We start from the raw sequence: 17,608 nt of genomic DNA on the forward strand, positions 1-17,608 counted from the left end.
AAAATACAACATCATCCGGTATTAGCACCGCTTTCGCGATGTTATTCCGAATTCAAGGGCAGATTATCCACGCGTTACTCACCCGTGCGCCACTTTACTTGTCCCCCGAAGGGAACTTTCTCGTTCGACTTGCATGTGTTAAGCACGCCGCCAGCGTTCATTCTGAGCCAGGATCAAACTCTCCGTTGAATCTCTGGTACTACCCCCACCTTAAAAAGGCGGGATACTCAGGGCATGTTACTTTATCTTTCACTATCTGATTTTCAAAGATCGACTTTTGCGATCCGCCGCTCCGTGAGCAACGAGGCGCAAACTATCGATTTAGACCCTCCCTGTCAACGACTTTTTTCAAGCTTTTTTATTTTTTTTGTAAACATTCTGAAAAACTGAATATTTCACAACTGATTTCAGTCTTTTTTCATAAAACGACAATTCAGAATCTCATTGGTTTCCCTGAGGGCATCCCCGGTAAAGGCTCCAAGGAAGTTTTTAATATCTTCCATCCTCTGTCTTTTATCCGCAGACGGATCGTCCAGAAGTATTCCAGAAGTCTCCGCCAGCACCTTTGCAAAAAGACCACTGACTTCTCTGGCATAGGGGTTTCTTGCAATAAGATCTTCGTACAAGCCCAGATCCAGGGCAAAAAGCCTGCCCACAAAATCCACATTCAAGCGGAAAATCGGTGTAGCTACACGACATGCGGTTTCCGGATCCATGTTTTCCTGCATCATGTAGGCCCCGGTAGCAATGGTAATAAGATGGGTCACACTCTGAACAAAGGCCATATGACGGTCATGGGTGGCGGCCTCCATAACAGAGACAACGGCACCTGCATCTTCAAAAAGACAACGGAAAGGATCTGTCCACAAATCTCCCCTCCCCGGAGTCAGAATGACATTCTGCCCCTGCATGGATGCCGTATACTGTCCGAACATGGGATGAACACCCAAAACCCCGGCAGAAGAGAAATCCACCATGGCCTGCACCACTTCTTCCTTTAAAGAAGAAAAATCCACAAAAAGCTTTTCTTCCGTCATCAGTGGCCCCAGCTCCCGGGCCAGAGATACAGCCACAGCCATGGGTGTGGACAGAATCACAATATCCGATTTCAGCACAAGCTCTTCATTGGACATGGCTGTGTCCAGATCCGACACCTCCACAGCAAGCCCCATGTCACGGAAAAAAGACGCAAACCAGCGGCCCATGCCACCATGACCACCGACAATACCAATGGTTTTCCCCGAAAAAGCACCCGGAATCATTGAATGGCCCTCCAGCGAAGCATATGATCTGCAATGACAAGCTTTGCCATGGCTTCTGCCACGGGAAGAATGCGGGGAATGGCTGAGACATCATGCCTGCCACGGGTGACAATGGTAGCGGGAGCGCCATGGATATCCACGGTCTGCTGGGGAATACCGATGGAAGGTATGGGTTTTACCGCCAGCCGCAGCACCACCCTTGCACCGCTGCTGATGCCGGCAAGGATCCCGCCGCTGTTATTGGAAAGAAATCCCTGCGCTGCCATGGCATCGTTGGATTCACTTCCCTTGAGATCCGCCACGGCAAAACCAGCTCCGATTTCAACACTCTTCACAGCCCCGATTCCCATCATGGCCGAGGCAAGATCTCCATCCAGCTTGTCAAAGACCGGATCCCCCAGACCTGCAGGAAGACCGTCTATCCACAGCTCCACAAGGCCACCGATGGAATCCCCCGCCTTTTTCACCTCTTCCACCCTGGCATCCATGGCCAGAGCCGCTTCAGAATCCGGGCATCCGTAGGGATTGCCGTGTACTGCTTCCATATCCAGCTTTTCAGCCTTCACTCCCCCCAGAGCAAGGGTGAAAACCCGCACAGCGATGCCCTTCTCAAAAAGAAGCTGCCCGGCCACAGCACCCGCTGCCACCCGGCCTATGGTTTCTCTGGCCGAGGCCCGTCCGCCCCCCCGCCAGTCACGTATGCCATATCGGGCCTGATAACTCAGATCCCCGTGACCCGGCCGGAAAAGGTCTTTGATGTCTTCATAGGCTCCGGAGCGGGCATCCTTGTTCCAGACAAGAATGGATATGGGCGTACCTGTGGTTTTGCCCTCAAACACGCCGGAAAGAATTTCGCAGATATCCGCTTCCCTGCGGGTGGTGCTGGTTTTTGCCTGCCCCGGCTTCCGCCTGTCCAGCTCCCGCTGCACCACCGATGCATCCAGCCTGAGCCCCGGAGGACAGCCGTCAATCACGCAGCCAACGGCCGGACCATGGGATTCCCCCCAGGTGGTGACACGGAACATGTGGCCCGTGGTGCTTCCTGCCATCTGCTACCTTCCTTTCAAACCACCTTTTTTACGGCGGCATATCGTTTACTGCAAATATTGTTTCAGGGCCTGCACAATTTCCAAGGCCACATTTTCCGGAGAAAGATGATCGGTCCTTACCGTCCCATGGGCAGCCTCAGCATACAGAGGCGCCCTTGCAGCCATGATATCCTTCACCTCATCAAGGGCAGACACCCCCTTGAGGGCAGGACGGACAAAACCATTTTTCCGGTCCTGCTCCATGCGCGCAGCTATGGTTTCCGCCATGGCATCCAGATGAAAAACCAGCCCCTGTTCCCTCATGGTGCGGATGTTCTCAGCCCGGGTGACAATGCCGCCGCCCGTGGCTACAACAATAAAGTCTTCTTCCAGCACCCTTTGAAGGGTAAGCATTTCCAGCTCCCGGAAGGCCTCCCAGCCCTCACGCTGAACAAACTCTTCGATGGAGCATCCGGCATGCTCTTCCATCTTACGGTCCAGATCCACCCATGCCACATCCAGCATACGGGCCAGATGTAAAGCCACCGTACTTTTTCCCACACAGCGGTATCCCACAAGAAAAATACGTGCCTTCATCCCATGACCCTTGCAAACACATCAAAAAAATTCGGAAAGGATTTTGCCACACACGCTGGATTCTCAATCACAACACCGGGCACACGCAGTCCAGCCACGGAAAAACACATGGCCATACGATGATCATCATAGGTGTGAATCCTTGCCCCGTGCAGGGGACAGCCCCCATCGATTTCCAGATCATCCCCCACAATGCGCACAGACCCTCCCATGCGATTGAGTTCCGTAGCCACTGCCGAGAGGCGGTCACATTCCTTTTCACGAAGATGGGCCACATTGCGGATATAGCTGGTGCCCTTAGCAAAGGCGGCAACCACAGCCAGGGTCGGCACCATATCCGGCATATCCCCCATATCCACGTCCACGGAACAAAGATCCCCTCCCCTGACACAAATTCCATGGCTGTCGCTGGTCACGGTGCATCCCATTTTTTCAAAAATACCCAGAAGCCCCAGATCCCCCTGAACAGAGCCTAAAGAAAGACCTTCCACACAAACGGACCCGCCCGTAACGGCCGCGGCGGCAAAAAAATAACTGGCATTGGAAGCGTCCGGCTCCACCTGATAATTTCCAGCCCTGTAGGTCTGTCCGCCGGGAACCCTGTAGCGGGTATCCCCTTCACTGGAAAATGAAACACCCATTTTTTTTAAAATCTCAAGGGTCATCTTTATATAAGGTCTTGAAACCGGCCCCCGGGTCACGGTGATATCCAGCCCCTGCTCCAGACAGGGAGCCATGAGCAGAAGACCGGAGAGATACTGACTGCTGAGGTGACAGGCAATGGAAAGTGCACCTCCCCTGCGGCTGCCTCCACCGATCACAACGGGCGGGCACCCTGTTTCCGGCAGGCTGCGGGCAGGAATACCCACCTGCCCCAGAGCATCCAGCAGATCTCCCAAAGGTCTCTGACGCATGCGGGCGTTGCCATCCAGCGTACTGGTTTTTTCACCAAGACCGGCAATGGCCGAAAGAAGACGCATGGAAGTTCCTGAGTTGGCAAGAAAAACAACTTCACTGGCACCCGGAAGCCTGCCTCCCCTTCCTTCCACATCCATCCTGCCGTCTCCGTGGTCCTTTACAGAAATACCCATCTGACGAAGGGCTTCGGCGGTCAGAAGGGTATCTTCACTGCGCAGGCAGCCCGATACCTCCGAAGGACCATCGGCAAGGGCTGCGGCAATGAGCAGCCGGTGGGTGTAGCTTTTGGATCCCGGAATCCGGACACGAATATTTTCCGGACGATGGGTGCGCACCTCAAACAGGGCCTCGGACATGGTATTCCCTTTCATTTGTCATAAAACAGCTTCAACGGCTTTCCGCATACAATCAACGGGAGCTTCCCTGGCCGTCCATACCTCAAACTGCAAAGCCCCCTGACGGATAAACATTTCAAGGCCATCCACCACACGGCATCCGAGGGACTCCGCAGCCCTGATCAGCCTTGTTTTTCTGGGATTGTAAACGATATCCATCACCACCATGCCCCCATGGAGTACCTCACCCGGAACGGGCATGGCATCCACATCCGGATACATGCCAAGGGAGGTGGTGTTCACCAGAATATCCATACCGCTCCCCGTAAATTCCGAAAGAAGACAGAAATCCGCCCCCAGATCACGGGCCAGAGCCTCCCCCTTTTCCCGGCTGCGGTTCACAATAAGGGGAAAAGCCCCTGCCTCCCGAATCCCGAAAGCCACTGCCCTGCCAGCCCCTCCGGCCCCCAGAATGGCAGCCCTTTTTCCATGAAGGGGACCTGCGTCCAGAAGGGCATCCCGTGCGCCGCACCAGTCCGTATTCAGCCCGAGAATGCGGCCATCATCCTTCAGGCAAAGGGTGTTCACCGCCCCCATTTTCTCTGCCATGGGGTCCAGATCATCCACCAGTGCCAAAAGGGCTTCCTTGTGGGGCAAAGTCACACTCATGCCCCGGATACCCAGCGTTCTCATGGCCACGGGCACTCCTGCCGGATCCCCGACATCAAAGGCAAGGTAGACAGCATTGAGTCCCAGAAAACCAAAGGCCGCATTGTGCATCACAGGACTTAAGCTATGCCCCACAGGATGACCCATCACGCCGAAAAGAGAAGTTCCCGCATCCATTATTCCCCCTTAAAAACTGCAGCGGGCATAGGACCCCACGGTTTTCAGGAAAAGGCAGTTCGGCCGCATCCTGTCAATGGCCTCCCGGATAAGGTCATCTTCCCGATGACCTTCGAGATCGGCAATGAAAAAATAGTTCCAGTTTTCCTGACGGGTGGGCCTTGACTCCAGCTTCACAAGGTTGATGTTCAGATCCGCCAGGGGCTTCAAACCACTGAACAGTGCACCGGGTACGTGGGCTGTGACAAACATGATGGTTGTCTTGTCCGATCCCGTGGGCCGTGTCTCGTCCCTTCCGATCACCAGAAAGCGGGTGGTATTGCGGCCACTGTCTTCTATATGGGATGCCAGCACCTGCAGGTTGTAAATAGCCGCGGCCTGGGAGCCCGCCACGGCAGCGGCACCCGGCTCCATGGCGGCCTTTCTTGCCGCAGCCGCCGTGCTGGCCATCTCCACAAGACGGGCATGGGGCAGATTCTGGGCCAGCCAGCGTCTGCTCTGGGCCAAAGCCTGAGGGTGGGAATACACGACGGAAACGGATGCAAGATCTGTTTCACGGGATAAAAGATCGTGGGAAATGGCAAGGCAGGTTTCCGCGCATATGCTCAGGGGAGAGAGAAACAGGAGATCCAATGTGTGGTTCACAGCCCCTTCCAGCGAATTTTCAACAGGCACCACACCATAGTCACAGCTTCCCTTTTCCACTTCCTCAAAAACATCGGCTATGGTGGTTCTGGGAACGAACTGGCCCGCATAATCAAACTGCTGCAGCGCAGCAATATGGGTATTGGTGGCCTCCGGCCCCAGATAGGCAATGGTCCGGGAACGCTGCACCTCACGGGTGGCAGCCATAACAATGCCATATAAATGATGGATCAGGGTATCGGAAACGGGCCGTCCTTCACTGCGGGCCACAAGGCGGTCAAAAATACTTTTTTCCCGGGACCGGTCCAGTACCTGAAGTCCGGCCTTTTCCTTAACCGCTCCGATTTCCCGCCCAATCTCCAGCCTTTCATTGAGAAGATCAAGGATGGTATCATCTATGCTGTCTATGCGGATACGCAGGCGATCCAGGGCCTGCCGCACCCCTTCCATATCTTCACTCATGTTTTCTCCCGTCCCTACTGCTCCGTAATGGTTTCTTCCACCGCATGGCCAAAGTGCCTGCCGCCCTCTTCAAGGCAGACCAGCACACGGTCTCCGGGAGTGATGGAAACAACGGACACGGGCCTGCCCCCCGGCGCTGTCAAACGGATGGTCTCCGCATTCTGCACAATGGTATGAATCCCTTTGCCCGCAACCTCCGCACGGATCAGAAGAAGGGGTCTTTTTTCAATCTTCACCCGACCCACCACGGCAGGACTGGTGTTCCCGCTGCTGTCCACCAGCATCACGGAATCACCGGCCTTCAGCTCCGCAAGGTAACGGGTACGCCCCCCGTCCACACGGGTATAGGCATGCACGGCTCCGGCATTCACCCGGAAAGGCCGGGGTGCCACATAGGGATTGGATTCCGTCTCTGCATGTACAAGGAAAAGGGCCGAAGAGCTGTCACCCACCAGCATCCCCTGTCCCGGCAGCATGGAGGTGCAGGTATCCACACAGACCCGGTCTCCCATACCCAGAGGGCGGATCTCCGTCACCACAGCCTCCTCCAGCATTTCACTGCCATGGACTTCCTGCAATCCGGAAAGGGCCGCCTGCAGGGCCGCTGGCTCCTGAATGTCCAGCATGACCCGCCGGACGCCCACCTCAAGGATACCAAAGGCCGTACGTGCCTCCTCAAAACTCCGCACCACGGGCATGACATCCGCCTTTTTGGCAATGAGATTTTCAAGGGGAATGATGGTCCAGTCCGTACACTCCAGCACCACCAGACGGCTGACAGACAGAGCCGCCACGGCCTCCTCCTGACTTCCGTCAGAAATCTTAAAAATTTCAGATGTTTCTCCGGGGACAAAGTCTCCATCGGAAGCAATTACCGGAATCCTTGCCAGCTCAGCAACGTCCTGCCCCCTGCCATCTTCCACCCAGAGCCCATGGGCTCCGCCCTCAAGGGCCGTGAGTACCAGCTCCTTATTCCAGGGTGCAATTTTCACCCATATTTCCCGCATCTTTACCCACCTCTCCTGTTAAAATCCGTCCACACATCCCCGGACACCTAAAAAAACACCATCAGACAGCTTCACCCTGCAAAATTGCCATGGCCTCTTCCACGGATGCACCTCTATTAATAATAGCAGAAAACGCCATGACCAGACCGCGGGGATTCTTGTGCTGAAAGACATTGCGTCCCATGGAAACACCGGCACCTCCAGCATCCGTTGCCCCCTTCACCATCTCAAGGATATCCCGGTCCGAGTCCATCTTAGGGCCTCCGGCAATGACAACGGGCCTGAAGCAGCCTTCCACCACCTCACGGAAGGTCTCTGCAGAGCCCGTGTAAGACACCTTCACAATATCCGCACCCATTTCAGCCCCTACCCTGGCTGCATGCTTGATGGCTTCTTTGTCGTACTCATCCCGGATTTTTTCCCCTCTGGGGTACATCATGGCAAGGAGCGGCATTCCCCAGTTCCGGGCATCATAGCTGATGCGCCCAAAATCATTGAGCATCTGCTTTTCATCCCCATTGCCGAGGTTCACATGCACGCTCACGGCATCCGCACCCAGACGGATGGCTTCCTCCACGGAGCAGACAATGGTTTTGGCATTGGGCTTGGGAGAAAGGCTGGTGGAAGCGGAAAGATGAATGATGAGACCGATATCCGGGCCACTGCCACGAAGTCCATCCTCCACCAGACCTTTGTGTTCCACAATGGCGTTGGCTCCGCCTTCGGCCACCTTCTGGATGGTGGCGGTCAGATTGCGGATACCGTCAATGGGTCCCACGGATACACCGTGATCAAGGGGAACAATAATGGTTTTTTTTGTTTCCCGGTTAATGATGCGTTCCATGCGAATCTGTTTGCCGATCATGCTGACTGTCTCCTGTAATATAAAAAATATGCAAAAAGGGCCGCAGAGTTCTCTCCACGGCCCTTTTATAATTTATACCTGTATTGCCACCGTGGGGAGTCCTTTTGCCGACCCGCCCCCGGTACCTTTGCTGTTATTTTACCTTCTTCTGTTCCAGCGCAGGTGCAGGCAGGTCGATACTAAAATAGTACCACCAATAATAGCAATAAAAGCTGCCTGCAAAAGACTGATTCACGATGAGAAACCTTTCAAGTTAGACGATGCTGTTTTAAACTCTGTCTGATGTAACCGGAAAATGACCTCCGGTCAAGTTTTTTTTGCATCTGCATCATGGTTTTTCAAAAAGAACGGGAGAAGAACGTTTTTATGAAAAACAGGGAAAAACAGGCTTGCACGGAATCACAGCACCTGCTATAGCATATCCCTAAAGAAACAGCGTTTACCTGTTTTTATAATGAAAAATCAAATGCATGCCTGTGCCGCAGAAAAACGCCATGCACAAATTCCAGAGAAAATCAATATAACATTTTAATTTTCAAACCAAATTTCATAAAAATCTTTCTTGACAGGCTCCGGACAAGCACGTAATTTGTCTTGGTATGCGCAAGGCTTTCCCAAATACCATCGTTTTTTAAGTATTTCGGTTATCCGCTGTTTTCTTTTCCATAATCATGATTGCAGCTGTCAGGGTCCGAAAGCCTGAGGCTTTAAGGAACCACATTCTTTTTCAGCCATCATGGATAAAAAAGCTTTCGTTTAATTACTACCTACGTTTAGTCCTGCCACCATAAAAGCGATGACTATCGAAGATTAACATTCAAGGAGGTTCTGCATGAACAAGGGTGATCTGGTCGCAGAAGTTGCAAAGGTTGTCAGTTCCAAAAAAGATGCTCAGGCTGCCGTAGACTGCGTATTTGCAACCATTACCAAGGCGCTGTCCGACAATGAGCCCGTAACCCTCGTTGGTTTCGGCACCTTTAAAGCCATGGAGCGTCAGGCAAGAAAGGGCCGCAATCCCCAGACCGGAGAAGAAATCGAAATCTCTGCCCGGAAAATTCCAAAATTTATTCCTGGAAAAGCCCTTAAGGATGCCATGAAGTAAAAAGGAGAGGCAGAGCGTTCAGGCCTCACCACAAAAGCGGATCTGAGATATCCATTTAAAAAGGGTTCTTTTTTCCGGAGCACCCTGTCAGACGGAACCGGATATGCAGCATGAGGGTGTAACGGGGTAAAACAACTGCCCCGTTACACCTTTATATTTCAAGGCACTTGTTTAAACCGACTCCTATCCGTTTCCCTTTATCCCGGCAGGGCTCAAAAATGGGCGTTGCAATCCCCAAAAAAGCGTATACAATCTGACTGCCTTTTCTCAACAGCGGCTTTTCAAAGAAAAAACCGCACAACTTTTTGATCTTCATGGTTTTACATCCAACGTGCATCCAAAAGAACTTACCATTACCAATGCATCCGGTATCCACGCCAGACCCGCTGCGGCCATTGCCCGTATTGCCCAGACTGCAAAATCAGGGGTGTGGATCTGCCACGAAGAAGAACGTGTGGATGCCACCAGTATCATTGATATCCTGACCCTTGCCTGTGGACAGGGCGCCCGGATTACCCTTCACGCAGAAGATCCCGAAGATCTTCCCATCCTCGACAGCATTGCCATGCTGATCGAAAATGGATTCGGAGAATAAAAAAAGCATGCCTACGGGAGAAAAAAAAGAAGTCATTTTTCAGGGGATCAGCGGTGCCCCCGGCATATGTATTGGAAAGGCTTACATGGTCGGTCGGGAAGGCGTGGATGTGATTCCCCAGTACACGATCAGCCAGGACCAGAAGACCAGAGAAATAACCCGCTTTAAAACCGCCGTACGTACCGCTAAAAATGAACTGCTTGAAATTATAGAAGCCACACCCGAAGCCCTCAAGGAACATATCCAGATTCTCGAAACCCATCTGGTTCTTTTCAAGGATAAAATGCTATATGGCCGTACCCTTGAAGCCATTGAACGGGAAAATGTGAATGCGGAATGGGCCCTTAAAAATGTGGTGGCTGAGGTCAGGGCCATGTTTCAGGATATTGAAGACCCCTATCTGCAGGGAAGATCCACGGATATTGTCCATGTATCGGACCGGATCATGCGCAACCTCGTAGGGGCCAAGGAAGAAAGCATCAGCAGTATCAGCAAACGGGTCATCCTTGTGGCCAGTGATATTTCCCCGGCCCAGACAAGTCAGATTCAACTGGAATGGGTGATGGGTTTTGTCACGGATCACGGAGGAACAGCGTCCCATACCAGCATCATTGCCCGAACCCTGGGCATTCCCTGCGTCCTGGGACTGGGGGATGCAACATCCAGTCTGCACAATGACGATATCATTATTGTGGACGGCATTGCGGGCAGGGTTATCGTGCACCCCGAAGACAATACCCTTTTATTATATGAAGAAAAAAAACGCCGTTTCGAAGAGCACAGGGCCTCCATATCCCGAAGCAGCCATCTGCCTGCCATCAGCGCCGATGGTATGGAATTTCAGGTACTGGGCAATATCGAACTGGCCGAAGAGGTTGTTTCCGTGAGGGATCACGGGGGCAATGGCATCGGACTCTTAAGAACCGAATTCCTTTATCTGAGCCGGAACAACTTTCCAGGCGAAACAGAGCTTTTTGAACAATACAGGGAAGTGCTGGAGCTCATGGCCCCGGCTCCTGTCACCTTCCGCACCCTGGATATCAATGGGGACAAGGCCATTTCCTACACCCTCACACCGGAGGAAGCCAATCCTGCCTTAGGTCTCAGGGCCATCCGTTTCTGCCTGAAAAAAAAGGAAGTGTTCAAAACCCAGCTCCGTGCCATTCTGCGGGCTGCTGCCTATGGCAATGCCCAGATCATGTTTCCCATGATTTCCTGCCTTGAAGAGGTCCGGGAAGCAAGAAAACTCCTGAGGGCATGTGCGAAGGAACTGGCCGGGGAAGAAAAGCGCCACAACCCGGAGATCCCCGTCGGCATCATGATTGAGGTGCCTTCTGCGGTGGTCATGGCGGATGTCCTTGCCCGTGAGGTGGATTTCTTCAGCATCGGCACCAATGATCTGGTACAATACCTTTTAGCCATTGACAGGGGCAATCCCCAGGTGGCCCACCTGTACAACTCCCTGAATCCTGCCGTTCTGCGCATGCTCAAGCGGATTGTGGATGAAGCGGATAAGGCAGGGATTTCTGTTGCCATGTGCGGAGAAATGGCAGGAGACCCCTTTCATCTTCCCGTACTCATGGGCTTGGGCATCCGGGAGCTGAGCATGAATCCCCAGTCTATTCCGGCGATTAAAGATATGATAAGAAATATGGAAGGCCATGAATGCCGGCTTTTTACGGAATCCCTCCTTGAAAAAAGCCAGACCCAGGAGGTCATGGATGCCATTTCACTGAAATATGGGAAATTCATGCAAACGGATTTTGTATAAGCGCAAGCCGTCCCCGGACCAGACAGGCACAAAGCGTATACGGCCATCAAAAGGAGACAGACAGAGGTGAGTGGTACAAAAATCATCACGGACAACCGGAAAGCACGCCATAATTATACCTTTGAAGACGTGATGGAAACGGGCATCGTTCTTACGGGAACCGAGGTCAAATCATTAAGAAACGGCCAGGTCAATCTCAAGGATGCCTACGCCCAGATAAAAAACGGTGAAGTTTTTCTCATGCAGATGCACATCAGCCCTTATACCCACGCCTATTACAACAACCACGATCCCCTGCGTACCCGCAAGCTGCTTCTGCACAAGTCTGAAATCGTCAAACTGATTGGCAAGACAAAGGAAAAGGGCTATTCTCTGATTCCAGCCAAGCTCTATTTCAAGCAGGGCAAGGTAAAGGTGGCTCTGGCTCTGGCACGGGGTAAAAAAACCTATGATAAACGCCATGCCATCAAGGAAAGGGAAGTCAAGGTTGCCATGGGCCGGCTGAACCGGCAAAAGCACGGAAGTGATGACTGAAAAAAAATTTTCAAGGGACTTTTTTCCATGGTCCCGCCTCCTCCTTTTTCCTTACAGGCGGCTTTCATGACGGATCATCAGGAAATCCTGCCCAGCTATCTTTTACGCCCCGGTTTTTTGTTTGTACCGGACGAAGGCACGGTGATCTCCGCCGTTCTCGGTTCCTGCGTGGCCGTTGCTCTTTTTGACCGAAAAAACAGAAAAGGGGGCATGAACCATTTCCTCTACCCCCAGGCCCCGGCCCCTGAAAATGCAACCACATTTTATGGTAACGTAGCGACATCAACCCTGATCCGCATATTTCTCAAAGAACAGCCCTCAAAAAAACACCTTGAAGCCATGATTTTTGGTGGTGCCGTCCATGCTTCCATGCCCGAAGCCCGTCAGGTGGCAGAAAAAAACGTCACCATTGCCCAAAGCCTTCTGGACAAAGCCGGAATCCCCGTCAGTGTAAGGGATACGGGTGGCAACAGGGGAAGAAAGGTTATTTTTGATACCTTATCAGGAGAATCCCTTGTTTACAGGGTAGAGCGTCTCCGTTCCGGTGACTGGTATCCCTATGAAGGTATGCGATAAAAAAAGAGAAAGGATCTGCCATGCATGAAAATGAACAACGGGACCGGCTGCTTCAGCTGGGCTGTGATCTGGGTGCCATTCAGGATCTGGACATTCTCATGGAGCGCATCCTTACGGAAGCCAGAACCTTTGTCCATGCCGATGCCGGCTCCATCTACATCCGGGAAAAAAACACGCTGCGCTTTGCCTACACCCAGAATGATACCCTCCAGAAAAACCTGCCGGAAGACGAAAAACTTTTATATACAAGCTTCACCCTTCCCATAGACGACAGAAGCATTGCAGGCTATGTCGCCTTACACAATAAGGCCCTCTGCATTGATGATGTATATCAGATACCCGAAACAGCCCCCTACCGCTTTTCCCGCTCCTTTGATATCCGGGCCCGCTACCGGAGCCGGTCCATGTACACCCTTCCCCTCCGGGATATCAACCAGAAGGTTCTTGGTGTCCTTCAGATTCTCAATCCCAGGGGACAGGAAAGCCCGGTGCGTCCCTTCAGAAACAAAGACACCCGTATCCTGAAACATTTTGCATCCATCGCATCCCTGGCTCTGGAGCGGGCCAGCCTCACCCGGTCCATTCTTCTGCGCATGATTCAGATGGCAGAGATGCGGGATCCCAAGGAAACCGGAGCCCATGTCAACCGGGTTGCCAGTTATTCCGTACTGCTCTATGAAGCCTGGGCAAAACGTCGGGGAATGGATAAAATCGTCATCGAACGGCAGAGGGACCGCCTGCGCATGGCTGCCATGCTCCATGACGTGGGAAAAGTAGCCATACCTGACGGCATTCTGAAAAAACCCGGACGACTGACAGAAGAAGAGTTTGATACCATGAAAACCCATACCTTCCATGGGGCAAAGCTTTTTCTGGACGTTCATTCAGATTTTGACCATGCCGCAGCAGAGGTGACCCTCACCCACCATGAAAGGTGGGATGGCAGAGGATATCCCGGCCATATAGATATTGCAACGGGGCTTGCCCTGCCGGAGAAAACAGGCGAAAATGGAAAGATTTTGGGCCTCAAGGGAGAAGAAATTCCCATTTTCGGAAGAATTGTTGCCCTGGCAGATGTCTATGATGCCCTCTCCCATCAGCGGGTGTACAAAAAAGCCTGGGAGGAGGAACGCGTGCTGGAGGTGATACGGGAAGGGGCAGGCAGCCAGTTCGATCCGGAACTTGTGGAAATTTTTTTTGATATTCTTGATGTTTTCCAACAGATTTCCCAACGGTTTCCTTAGTTATTAAGAATTATGCATACAAAAAAAATTAAAACTTAAAAATTTATTCAACTTCTGAGTAACTTGAATTTAGTTCTTTTAATTCAAAAGCTTAAAAAATGGCCAATTATCCATCACTGATCGAAATTAATTTGAATCCTGCACAAGTTACTCTATGACAAGACGCCCTAGCAGGGCGTGAGCTGCTATTCAGCACAGTTTTCCAAGTACCATAGCTGCCAGACAGATGCACAGGCCCCAGGCTATTTGCCCGTGACGAAAACGAAACGATTGCAATGTCACTTGCAAATAGCCACGGAGCCTTGCAGCAGTATGAAGGTGCTGAATGATTACAGATTCATAAACAAAAAAGCACTAAGGGGAAAAAGCAGCCCTGGTGTAGCCGGACACCCCCATCTCCAGAACCCGTATCCGCTGGGTCACGCCCTTTTGCATCAGAATTTCTCTGGCTTTGCGGCTGCGGTTGTGGGTGTTGCAGATGAGCAGCACTTCCTTTACATCCTCCTTTGCCCTGAGAAACTCCGCCACCCGGTCCCCATGGCTGCCAAGGTAGCTCAGGGGAACATTGACAGAGCCGGGGATATGGGCCTTCTGAAATTCCTGCACCTCCCTCACATCCATCAGAAAGAGGCTGTCCCCAGATTTTTCCACATATGCGGCAAGATCCTTCTGGGCAATCCAGAAATCTCCGCCGGTCTGGGTACAGGATGCGGTGGCAATCCCCACAAAAAGGCTGAAGAAAAACAAAACCATGTGAAAAGATTTTTTTTCCGACATCTTCTCTTTCCCTCCTGAAATATAAGCTATCAAAATTACTTGCTGTTTTCTAATCCTGCGCCCCCTCTGCCTCCATCCCCAGCTGCACCAGCACCCGGCAAAAATCTACGGAAGGAGGCAGGGAGAGATGAAGGCGATGCCCCGAATGGGGATGAAGAAAAGAAATCCGGGTAGCGGCCAGCATGAGCCGCTGACAGCCAAAGGCTTCCCTGAAAAAGCGGTTATGGCGGCCATCTCCGTAGGTGGTATCCCCTATGATGGGATGGGAAAAGGACTTTAAATGCCTGCGGATCTGCCGGGACCGGCCCGTTTCCGGATGCAGCTCCACAAGGCTGTAACAGCGGCTGGAAACCCGGCCCATGGGAACGGGGATCTCCACAGATTCTGCCCTGTGATAGCGGGTGATGGAAAAACGGGGAAGGCCGTTTTTTTTATCCTCAGGACGCAGAAAGCGGGACAGCACTCCCCGGAGGGGAATGTATCCCCGCACCAGCGCCAGATAGGCTTTGTCCACTTCATGGCGGCGGAACTGCCCTCCGAGGTGGGATGCCGCATCCGGAGTAAGGGCCAGAAGAAGGATGCCGGAGGTGGGACGGTCCAGGCGATGGACGGGATAGACATGGCGATCCAGCATATCCCGCAGGGTCTGGAGCAGGGCCGTGCAGGATGCGGATTCCCGGCCTCCCCTGTGTACGGGCATGCCGGAAGGCTTATGCACCGCCACCAGTGCATCGTCCTGATAAATAATTTTTATCTGTTCAGACGTAGTTTCCAGCAGATACAGGTTCCTCCTTATGGAAAAAACAGGATTTCAGGGGAATTTCTGAAAATGAAAACAGCCTTTGTCTCATCTTTGGGACAGGGCCGGGATACGCCTTCTGTTTTCGGCTACATTTAATCATTGAGCGGAATAAGTCAAATGGCATTCCTTGGGAATTAAAGGAAATAAATACTTGCCTTGACAGGAAGGGGTGCCTATAAATAATTCTGATTACCACTGTATTTCAGCCATATAAACCTTAATCGTGGTAATTATATGACCAGATTTTACGCATGTTAACGGGCACCCGTAAAGGGTGCCCCTACAAAACAGGGACCGTAAAAACCATTCGTAGGGGCAGGCCTTGCGCCTGCCCGTATTAAAGCCCGCAACATGGGCCTGACAATAATCTGACCAGCAGACTGTGGCTGAATCAGGGTAGTAATCAGATAAATAATTGATGATATAAGTTGATCCGCTTGAATGAACAGGCTTGGGAGGTACCGTGCCGCCAAAAATCAGAGAGCTGATTCAATCGCTCAAACAGGCGGGCTTCGAAGATCGTGGCGGCAAGGGAAGCCACCGGAATTTCGTTCATCCAAACGTATCGAAGTCTGTGACAATTTCTGGCAAACCCGGAGACGATGCCATGAAGTACCAGATACGGGCCGTAGAAATGGCGGTTCAGGAGGCTAAAAAATGAAGGAAAGTACCCTTTACGCCAAGATTGTGGAATGGTCCGAAGAGGATCAGTGTTTTGTGGGCAGCGCACCGGGCCTGCTCTATGGTGGTTGCCACGGAACGGACGAAAAGGAGGTCTTCGCCGAGCTTTGTCAGATCGTAGACGAAGCCATCGAACTGTACCACCAGGAAGGCAAGCCCCTTCCGCCCCCCACCGCTGGCCGTGATCTTGCCAATACACTGCAACAGATCGCATGACATAAGAAAGCCCTGAGCTATGCAGCAGCCGAAAAGTGAATGGAAAAACAGTTTATCGGACAGACGTGATCCCCTTGTTTTTCAAAGGCAAGGCGATTTCAGAAATCCTTCCGAACTCGATTTGGCAAGAATTATTCACTCTGCCGCCTTCCGCAGATTGCAGGCCAAAACACAGGTGCTGGGTGTTGGTGAAGGGGATTTTCACAGAACACGGCTGACGCATTCCATGGAAGTTGCACAAATTGGAAAGGGAATTGTCCGCACCCTTTCTTCAACCCATCCTGAATATAAAGACATCCTCCCGGATGGCGATCAGATTTTTTGCATTGGTCTGGCCCATGATTTAGGGCACCCGCCATTCGGACACGGCGGAGAAATTGCCCTGAACTATTGCATGGGAAACTTCGGAGGCTTCGAAGCAAATGGTCAGACCCTCAGGATTTTATCTAAAATTGAAACCCATACCCATGGATACGGGTTAAATTTATCAAGACGGACCTTGCTTGGCATTTTAAAATATCCTCAGACATATTCAGCTCTCCTGAAAACCGAACATCCTGCTGTTTCCGGGAATTCTTTTATTCTTGCGTCTGACTGGAAACCACCCAAATGCTACCACGATCAAGAATCCGATGTAACAGATTGGATTTTTGATATTTTTTCCAGCTCAGATAAAAAATCATTCTTAAACTATATTTCACCAAAAGCATGTGAACATGGCAGAACCACGGAAAAGGCTCTGGATACGTCCATCATGGAAATTGCCGATGATATAGCATATGGCATCCATGACCTTGAGGATGGAATCACTTTGAATCTCATCACAAAGGACATGTGGCAGGAAGTTAACAGATATTTTAATTCAGAATGGGCAAAGGAAAATCATCTTTTCGACATTCAGGAAAAACTCTTTGGAAATTCATCGGAAAGGAAACGGGCTGTTGGAAGCCTTGTCCATGCCCTGATAACGAATACAGAAATTATTGAAATAAATACGTTTGAAAATCCGATACTCAAATTCAACGCAGCTCTGAATCAAAATGCAAAAGAGGTATTGGAATCCTTAAAAAAATTTGTTTTTAAAAACATGATCAATATTCCCGAAGTCCAGACTCTGGTTTTTAGAGGTCAGCAAATTGTCATTCGATTATTCAGAGCCATAAGCTCAGATCCCACCCGTTTTCTAAAAAAATCCTATAAAGAACAATGGGAAAAGGCTGATTCTGACGCTGAAAAATTCAGAATTATCTGTGATTATATTTCCGGGATGACGGATGAATATGCTACCCGCTTATACGAGCGGCTTTTTTTGCCAAGGCAGGGAACGGTATTCCACAGGCTTTGA

The 17,608-nt window shown here is 51.4% G+C and carries 19 protein-coding genes and 1 rRNA gene; 9 read left to right on the forward strand and 11 right to left on the reverse strand.

The window, feature by feature from the left end; genetic code table 11:
• The 9 genes from LZ24_RS14805 to LZ24_RS14845 form a co-directional block, all read right to left on the reverse strand.
• Nucleotides 1-189 (reverse strand): 16S ribosomal RNA (locus tag LZ24_RS14805); the annotation flags it as partial.
• A 218-nt stretch (nucleotides 190-407) separates the two neighbouring features.
• The gene (locus LZ24_RS14810) at nucleotides 408-1,262 is read right to left on the reverse strand and encodes a prephenate dehydrogenase/arogenate dehydrogenase family protein (RefSeq protein ID WP_144686509.1); all 855 of its coding nucleotides are present in this window, start codon (nucleotides 1,260-1,262) and stop codon (nucleotides 408-410) included.
• On the reverse strand, nucleotides 1,259-2,311 hold the full coding sequence (gene aroC / locus LZ24_RS14815; protein ID WP_144686510.1) for a chorismate synthase: 1,053 nt from the start codon (nucleotides 2,309-2,311) through the stop codon (nucleotides 1,259-1,261). The genes LZ24_RS14810 and aroC overlap by 4 nt, the downstream gene beginning before the upstream one ends.
• A 45-nt stretch (nucleotides 2,312-2,356) precedes the next feature.
• Nucleotides 2,357-2,887 carry a shikimate kinase gene (locus LZ24_RS14820; protein WP_144686511.1) on the reverse strand — a complete coding sequence of 177 codons (531 nt, stop codon included), beginning with the start codon at nucleotides 2,885-2,887 and terminating at the stop codon, nucleotides 2,357-2,359.
• The gene (gene aroA / locus LZ24_RS14825; RefSeq protein ID WP_144686512.1) at nucleotides 2,884-4,161 is read right to left on the reverse strand and encodes a 3-phosphoshikimate 1-carboxyvinyltransferase; all 1,278 of its coding nucleotides are present in this window, start codon (nucleotides 4,159-4,161) and stop codon (nucleotides 2,884-2,886) included. The genes LZ24_RS14820 and aroA overlap by 4 nt, the downstream gene beginning before the upstream one ends.
• An 18-nt stretch (nucleotides 4,162-4,179) precedes the next feature.
• The gene (locus LZ24_RS14830) at nucleotides 4,180-4,986 is read right to left on the reverse strand and encodes a shikimate dehydrogenase (RefSeq protein WP_186443182.1); all 807 of its coding nucleotides are present in this window, start codon (nucleotides 4,984-4,986) and stop codon (nucleotides 4,180-4,182) included.
• 9 nt (nucleotides 4,987-4,995) lie between these two features.
• The gene (gene pheA / locus LZ24_RS14835; protein WP_144686514.1) at nucleotides 4,996-6,093 is read right to left on the reverse strand and encodes a prephenate dehydratase; all 1,098 of its coding nucleotides are present in this window, start codon (nucleotides 6,091-6,093) and stop codon (nucleotides 4,996-4,998) included.
• Between the two features lie 14 nt (nucleotides 6,094-6,107).
• Complete coding sequence (locus LZ24_RS14840; protein WP_144686515.1) at nucleotides 6,108-7,100, reverse strand: 3-dehydroquinate synthase II; 993 nt, start codon at nucleotides 7,098-7,100, stop codon at nucleotides 6,108-6,110.
• A gap of 61 nt (nucleotides 7,101-7,161) precedes the next feature.
• Nucleotides 7,162-7,965, reverse strand: a complete 804-nt coding sequence (locus tag LZ24_RS14845; protein ID WP_144686516.1) for a 2-amino-3,7-dideoxy-D-threo-hept-6-ulosonate synthase — start codon at nucleotides 7,963-7,965, stop codon at nucleotides 7,162-7,164.
• Nucleotides 7,966-8,797: 832 nt separating this feature from the next.
• Between LZ24_RS14845 and LZ24_RS14850 the strand changes: the two genes are divergently transcribed.
• From LZ24_RS14850 to LZ24_RS14875, 6 genes are all read left to right on the forward strand, one after another.
• The gene (locus LZ24_RS14850; RefSeq protein ID WP_144686517.1) at nucleotides 8,798-9,067 is read left to right on the forward strand and encodes an HU family DNA-binding protein; all 270 of its coding nucleotides are present in this window, start codon (nucleotides 8,798-8,800) and stop codon (nucleotides 9,065-9,067) included.
• A 331-nt stretch (nucleotides 9,068-9,398) separates the two neighbouring features.
• Nucleotides 9,399-9,662, forward strand: a complete 264-nt coding sequence (locus tag LZ24_RS14855) for an HPr family phosphocarrier protein (RefSeq protein ID WP_144686518.1) — start codon at nucleotides 9,399-9,401, stop codon at nucleotides 9,660-9,662.
• Nucleotides 9,646-11,433: a phosphoenolpyruvate--protein phosphotransferase gene (gene ptsP / locus LZ24_RS14860; RefSeq protein ID WP_246118611.1), complete on the forward strand. Its 1,788-nt coding sequence runs from the start codon at nucleotides 9,646-9,648 to the stop codon at nucleotides 11,431-11,433. Before LZ24_RS14855 ends, ptsP begins: the two co-directional genes overlap by 17 nt.
• A gap of 66 nt (nucleotides 11,434-11,499) precedes the next feature.
• On the forward strand, nucleotides 11,500-11,967 hold the full coding sequence (gene smpB, locus LZ24_RS14865; protein ID WP_281282290.1) for an SsrA-binding protein SmpB: 468 nt from the start codon (nucleotides 11,500-11,502) through the stop codon (nucleotides 11,965-11,967).
• Nucleotides 11,968-12,033: 66 nt separating this feature from the next.
• Nucleotides 12,034-12,543, forward strand: coding sequence for a chemotaxis protein CheD (locus LZ24_RS14870; RefSeq protein ID WP_144686521.1), 510 nt, complete (start codon nucleotides 12,034-12,036; stop codon nucleotides 12,541-12,543).
• Nucleotides 12,544-12,563: 20 nt separating this feature from the next.
• Nucleotides 12,564-13,787 carry an HD domain-containing phosphohydrolase gene (locus LZ24_RS14875; protein WP_144686522.1) on the forward strand — a complete coding sequence of 408 codons (1,224 nt, stop codon included), beginning with the start codon at nucleotides 12,564-12,566 and terminating at the stop codon, nucleotides 13,785-13,787.
• 354 nt (nucleotides 13,788-14,141) lie between these two features.
• Here the strand turns inward: LZ24_RS14875 and LZ24_RS14880 are convergent, their stop codons facing one another.
• Nucleotides 14,142-14,564, reverse strand: a complete 423-nt coding sequence (locus LZ24_RS14880) for a rhodanese-like domain-containing protein (protein ID WP_144686523.1) — start codon at nucleotides 14,562-14,564, stop codon at nucleotides 14,142-14,144.
• A gap of 49 nt (nucleotides 14,565-14,613) precedes the next feature.
• Nucleotides 14,614-15,288: a pseudouridine synthase gene (locus LZ24_RS14885; RefSeq protein ID WP_222427661.1), complete on the reverse strand. Its 675-nt coding sequence runs from the start codon at nucleotides 15,286-15,288 to the stop codon at nucleotides 14,614-14,616.
• A 541-nt stretch (nucleotides 15,289-15,829) separates the two neighbouring features.
• Here LZ24_RS14885 and LZ24_RS14890 point away from each other — a divergent pair.
• From LZ24_RS14890 to LZ24_RS14900, 3 genes are read left to right on the forward strand one after another with little or no spacing between them, the layout of a single operon-like run.
• On the forward strand, nucleotides 15,830-16,027 hold the full coding sequence (locus tag LZ24_RS14890) for a type II toxin-antitoxin system HicA family toxin (RefSeq protein WP_144686525.1): 198 nt from the start codon (nucleotides 15,830-15,832) through the stop codon (nucleotides 16,025-16,027).
• Entirely contained in the window at nucleotides 16,024-16,263 is a 240-nt protein-coding gene (locus tag LZ24_RS14895) for a hypothetical protein (protein WP_139447667.1), read from the forward strand. Before LZ24_RS14890 ends, LZ24_RS14895 begins: the two co-directional genes overlap by 4 nt.
• Nucleotides 16,264-16,282: 19 nt before the next feature.
• Entirely contained in the window at nucleotides 16,283-17,608 is a 1,326-nt protein-coding gene (locus LZ24_RS14900) for an anti-phage deoxyguanosine triphosphatase (RefSeq protein WP_144686526.1), read from the forward strand.

The organism is Desulfobotulus alkaliphilus, assembly GCF_007830435.1.
Classification (GTDB): domain Bacteria; phylum Desulfobacterota; class Desulfobacteria; order Desulfobacterales; family ASO4-4; genus Desulfobotulus; species Desulfobotulus alkaliphilus.

What these genes read in the sequence shown, in the direction of transcription:
- LZ24_RS14895 (WP_139447667.1), top strand. Translation starts at nt 16,024, where the DNA reads ATGAAGGAAAGTACCCTTTACGCCAAGATTGTGGAATGGTCCGAAGAG.
- LZ24_RS14820 (WP_144686511.1), bottom strand. Translation starts at nt 2,887, where the DNA reads ATGAAGGCACGTATTTTTCTTGTGGGATACCGCTGTGTGGGAAAAAGT.
- LZ24_RS14880 (WP_144686523.1), bottom strand. Translation starts at nt 14,564, where the DNA reads ATGTCGGAAAAAAAATCTTTTCACATGGTTTTGTTTTTCTTCAGCCTT.
- LZ24_RS14830 (WP_186443182.1), bottom strand. Translation starts at nt 4,986, where the DNA reads ATGGATGCGGGAACTTCTCTTTTCGGCGTGATGGGTCATCCTGTGGGG.
- LZ24_RS14850 (WP_144686517.1), top strand. Translation starts at nt 8,798, where the DNA reads ATGAACAAGGGTGATCTGGTCGCAGAAGTTGCAAAGGTTGTCAGTTCC.
- LZ24_RS14900 (WP_144686526.1), top strand. Translation starts at nt 16,283, where the DNA reads ATGCAGCAGCCGAAAAGTGAATGGAAAAACAGTTTATCGGACAGACGT.
- LZ24_RS14845 (WP_144686516.1), bottom strand. Translation starts at nt 7,965, where the DNA reads ATGATCGGCAAACAGATTCGCATGGAACGCATCATTAACCGGGAAACA.
- LZ24_RS14810 (WP_144686509.1), bottom strand. Translation starts at nt 1,262, where the DNA reads ATGATTCCGGGTGCTTTTTCGGGGAAAACCATTGGTATTGTCGGTGGT.
- pheA (WP_144686514.1), bottom strand. Translation starts at nt 6,093, where the DNA reads ATGAGTGAAGATATGGAAGGGGTGCGGCAGGCCCTGGATCGCCTGCGT.
- aroA (WP_144686512.1), bottom strand. Translation starts at nt 4,161, where the DNA reads ATGTCCGAGGCCCTGTTTGAGGTGCGCACCCATCGTCCGGAAAATATT.
- LZ24_RS14875 (WP_144686522.1), top strand. Translation starts at nt 12,564, where the DNA reads ATGCATGAAAATGAACAACGGGACCGGCTGCTTCAGCTGGGCTGTGAT.
- ptsP (WP_246118611.1), top strand. Translation starts at nt 9,646, where the DNA reads ATGGATTCGGAGAATAAAAAAAGCATGCCTACGGGAGAAAAAAAAGAA.
- aroC (WP_144686510.1), bottom strand. Translation starts at nt 2,311, where the DNA reads ATGGCAGGAAGCACCACGGGCCACATGTTCCGTGTCACCACCTGGGGG.
- LZ24_RS14840 (WP_144686515.1), bottom strand. Translation starts at nt 7,100, where the DNA reads ATGCGGGAAATATGGGTGAAAATTGCACCCTGGAATAAGGAGCTGGTA.
- LZ24_RS14870 (WP_144686521.1), top strand. Translation starts at nt 12,034, where the DNA reads ATGACGGATCATCAGGAAATCCTGCCCAGCTATCTTTTACGCCCCGGT.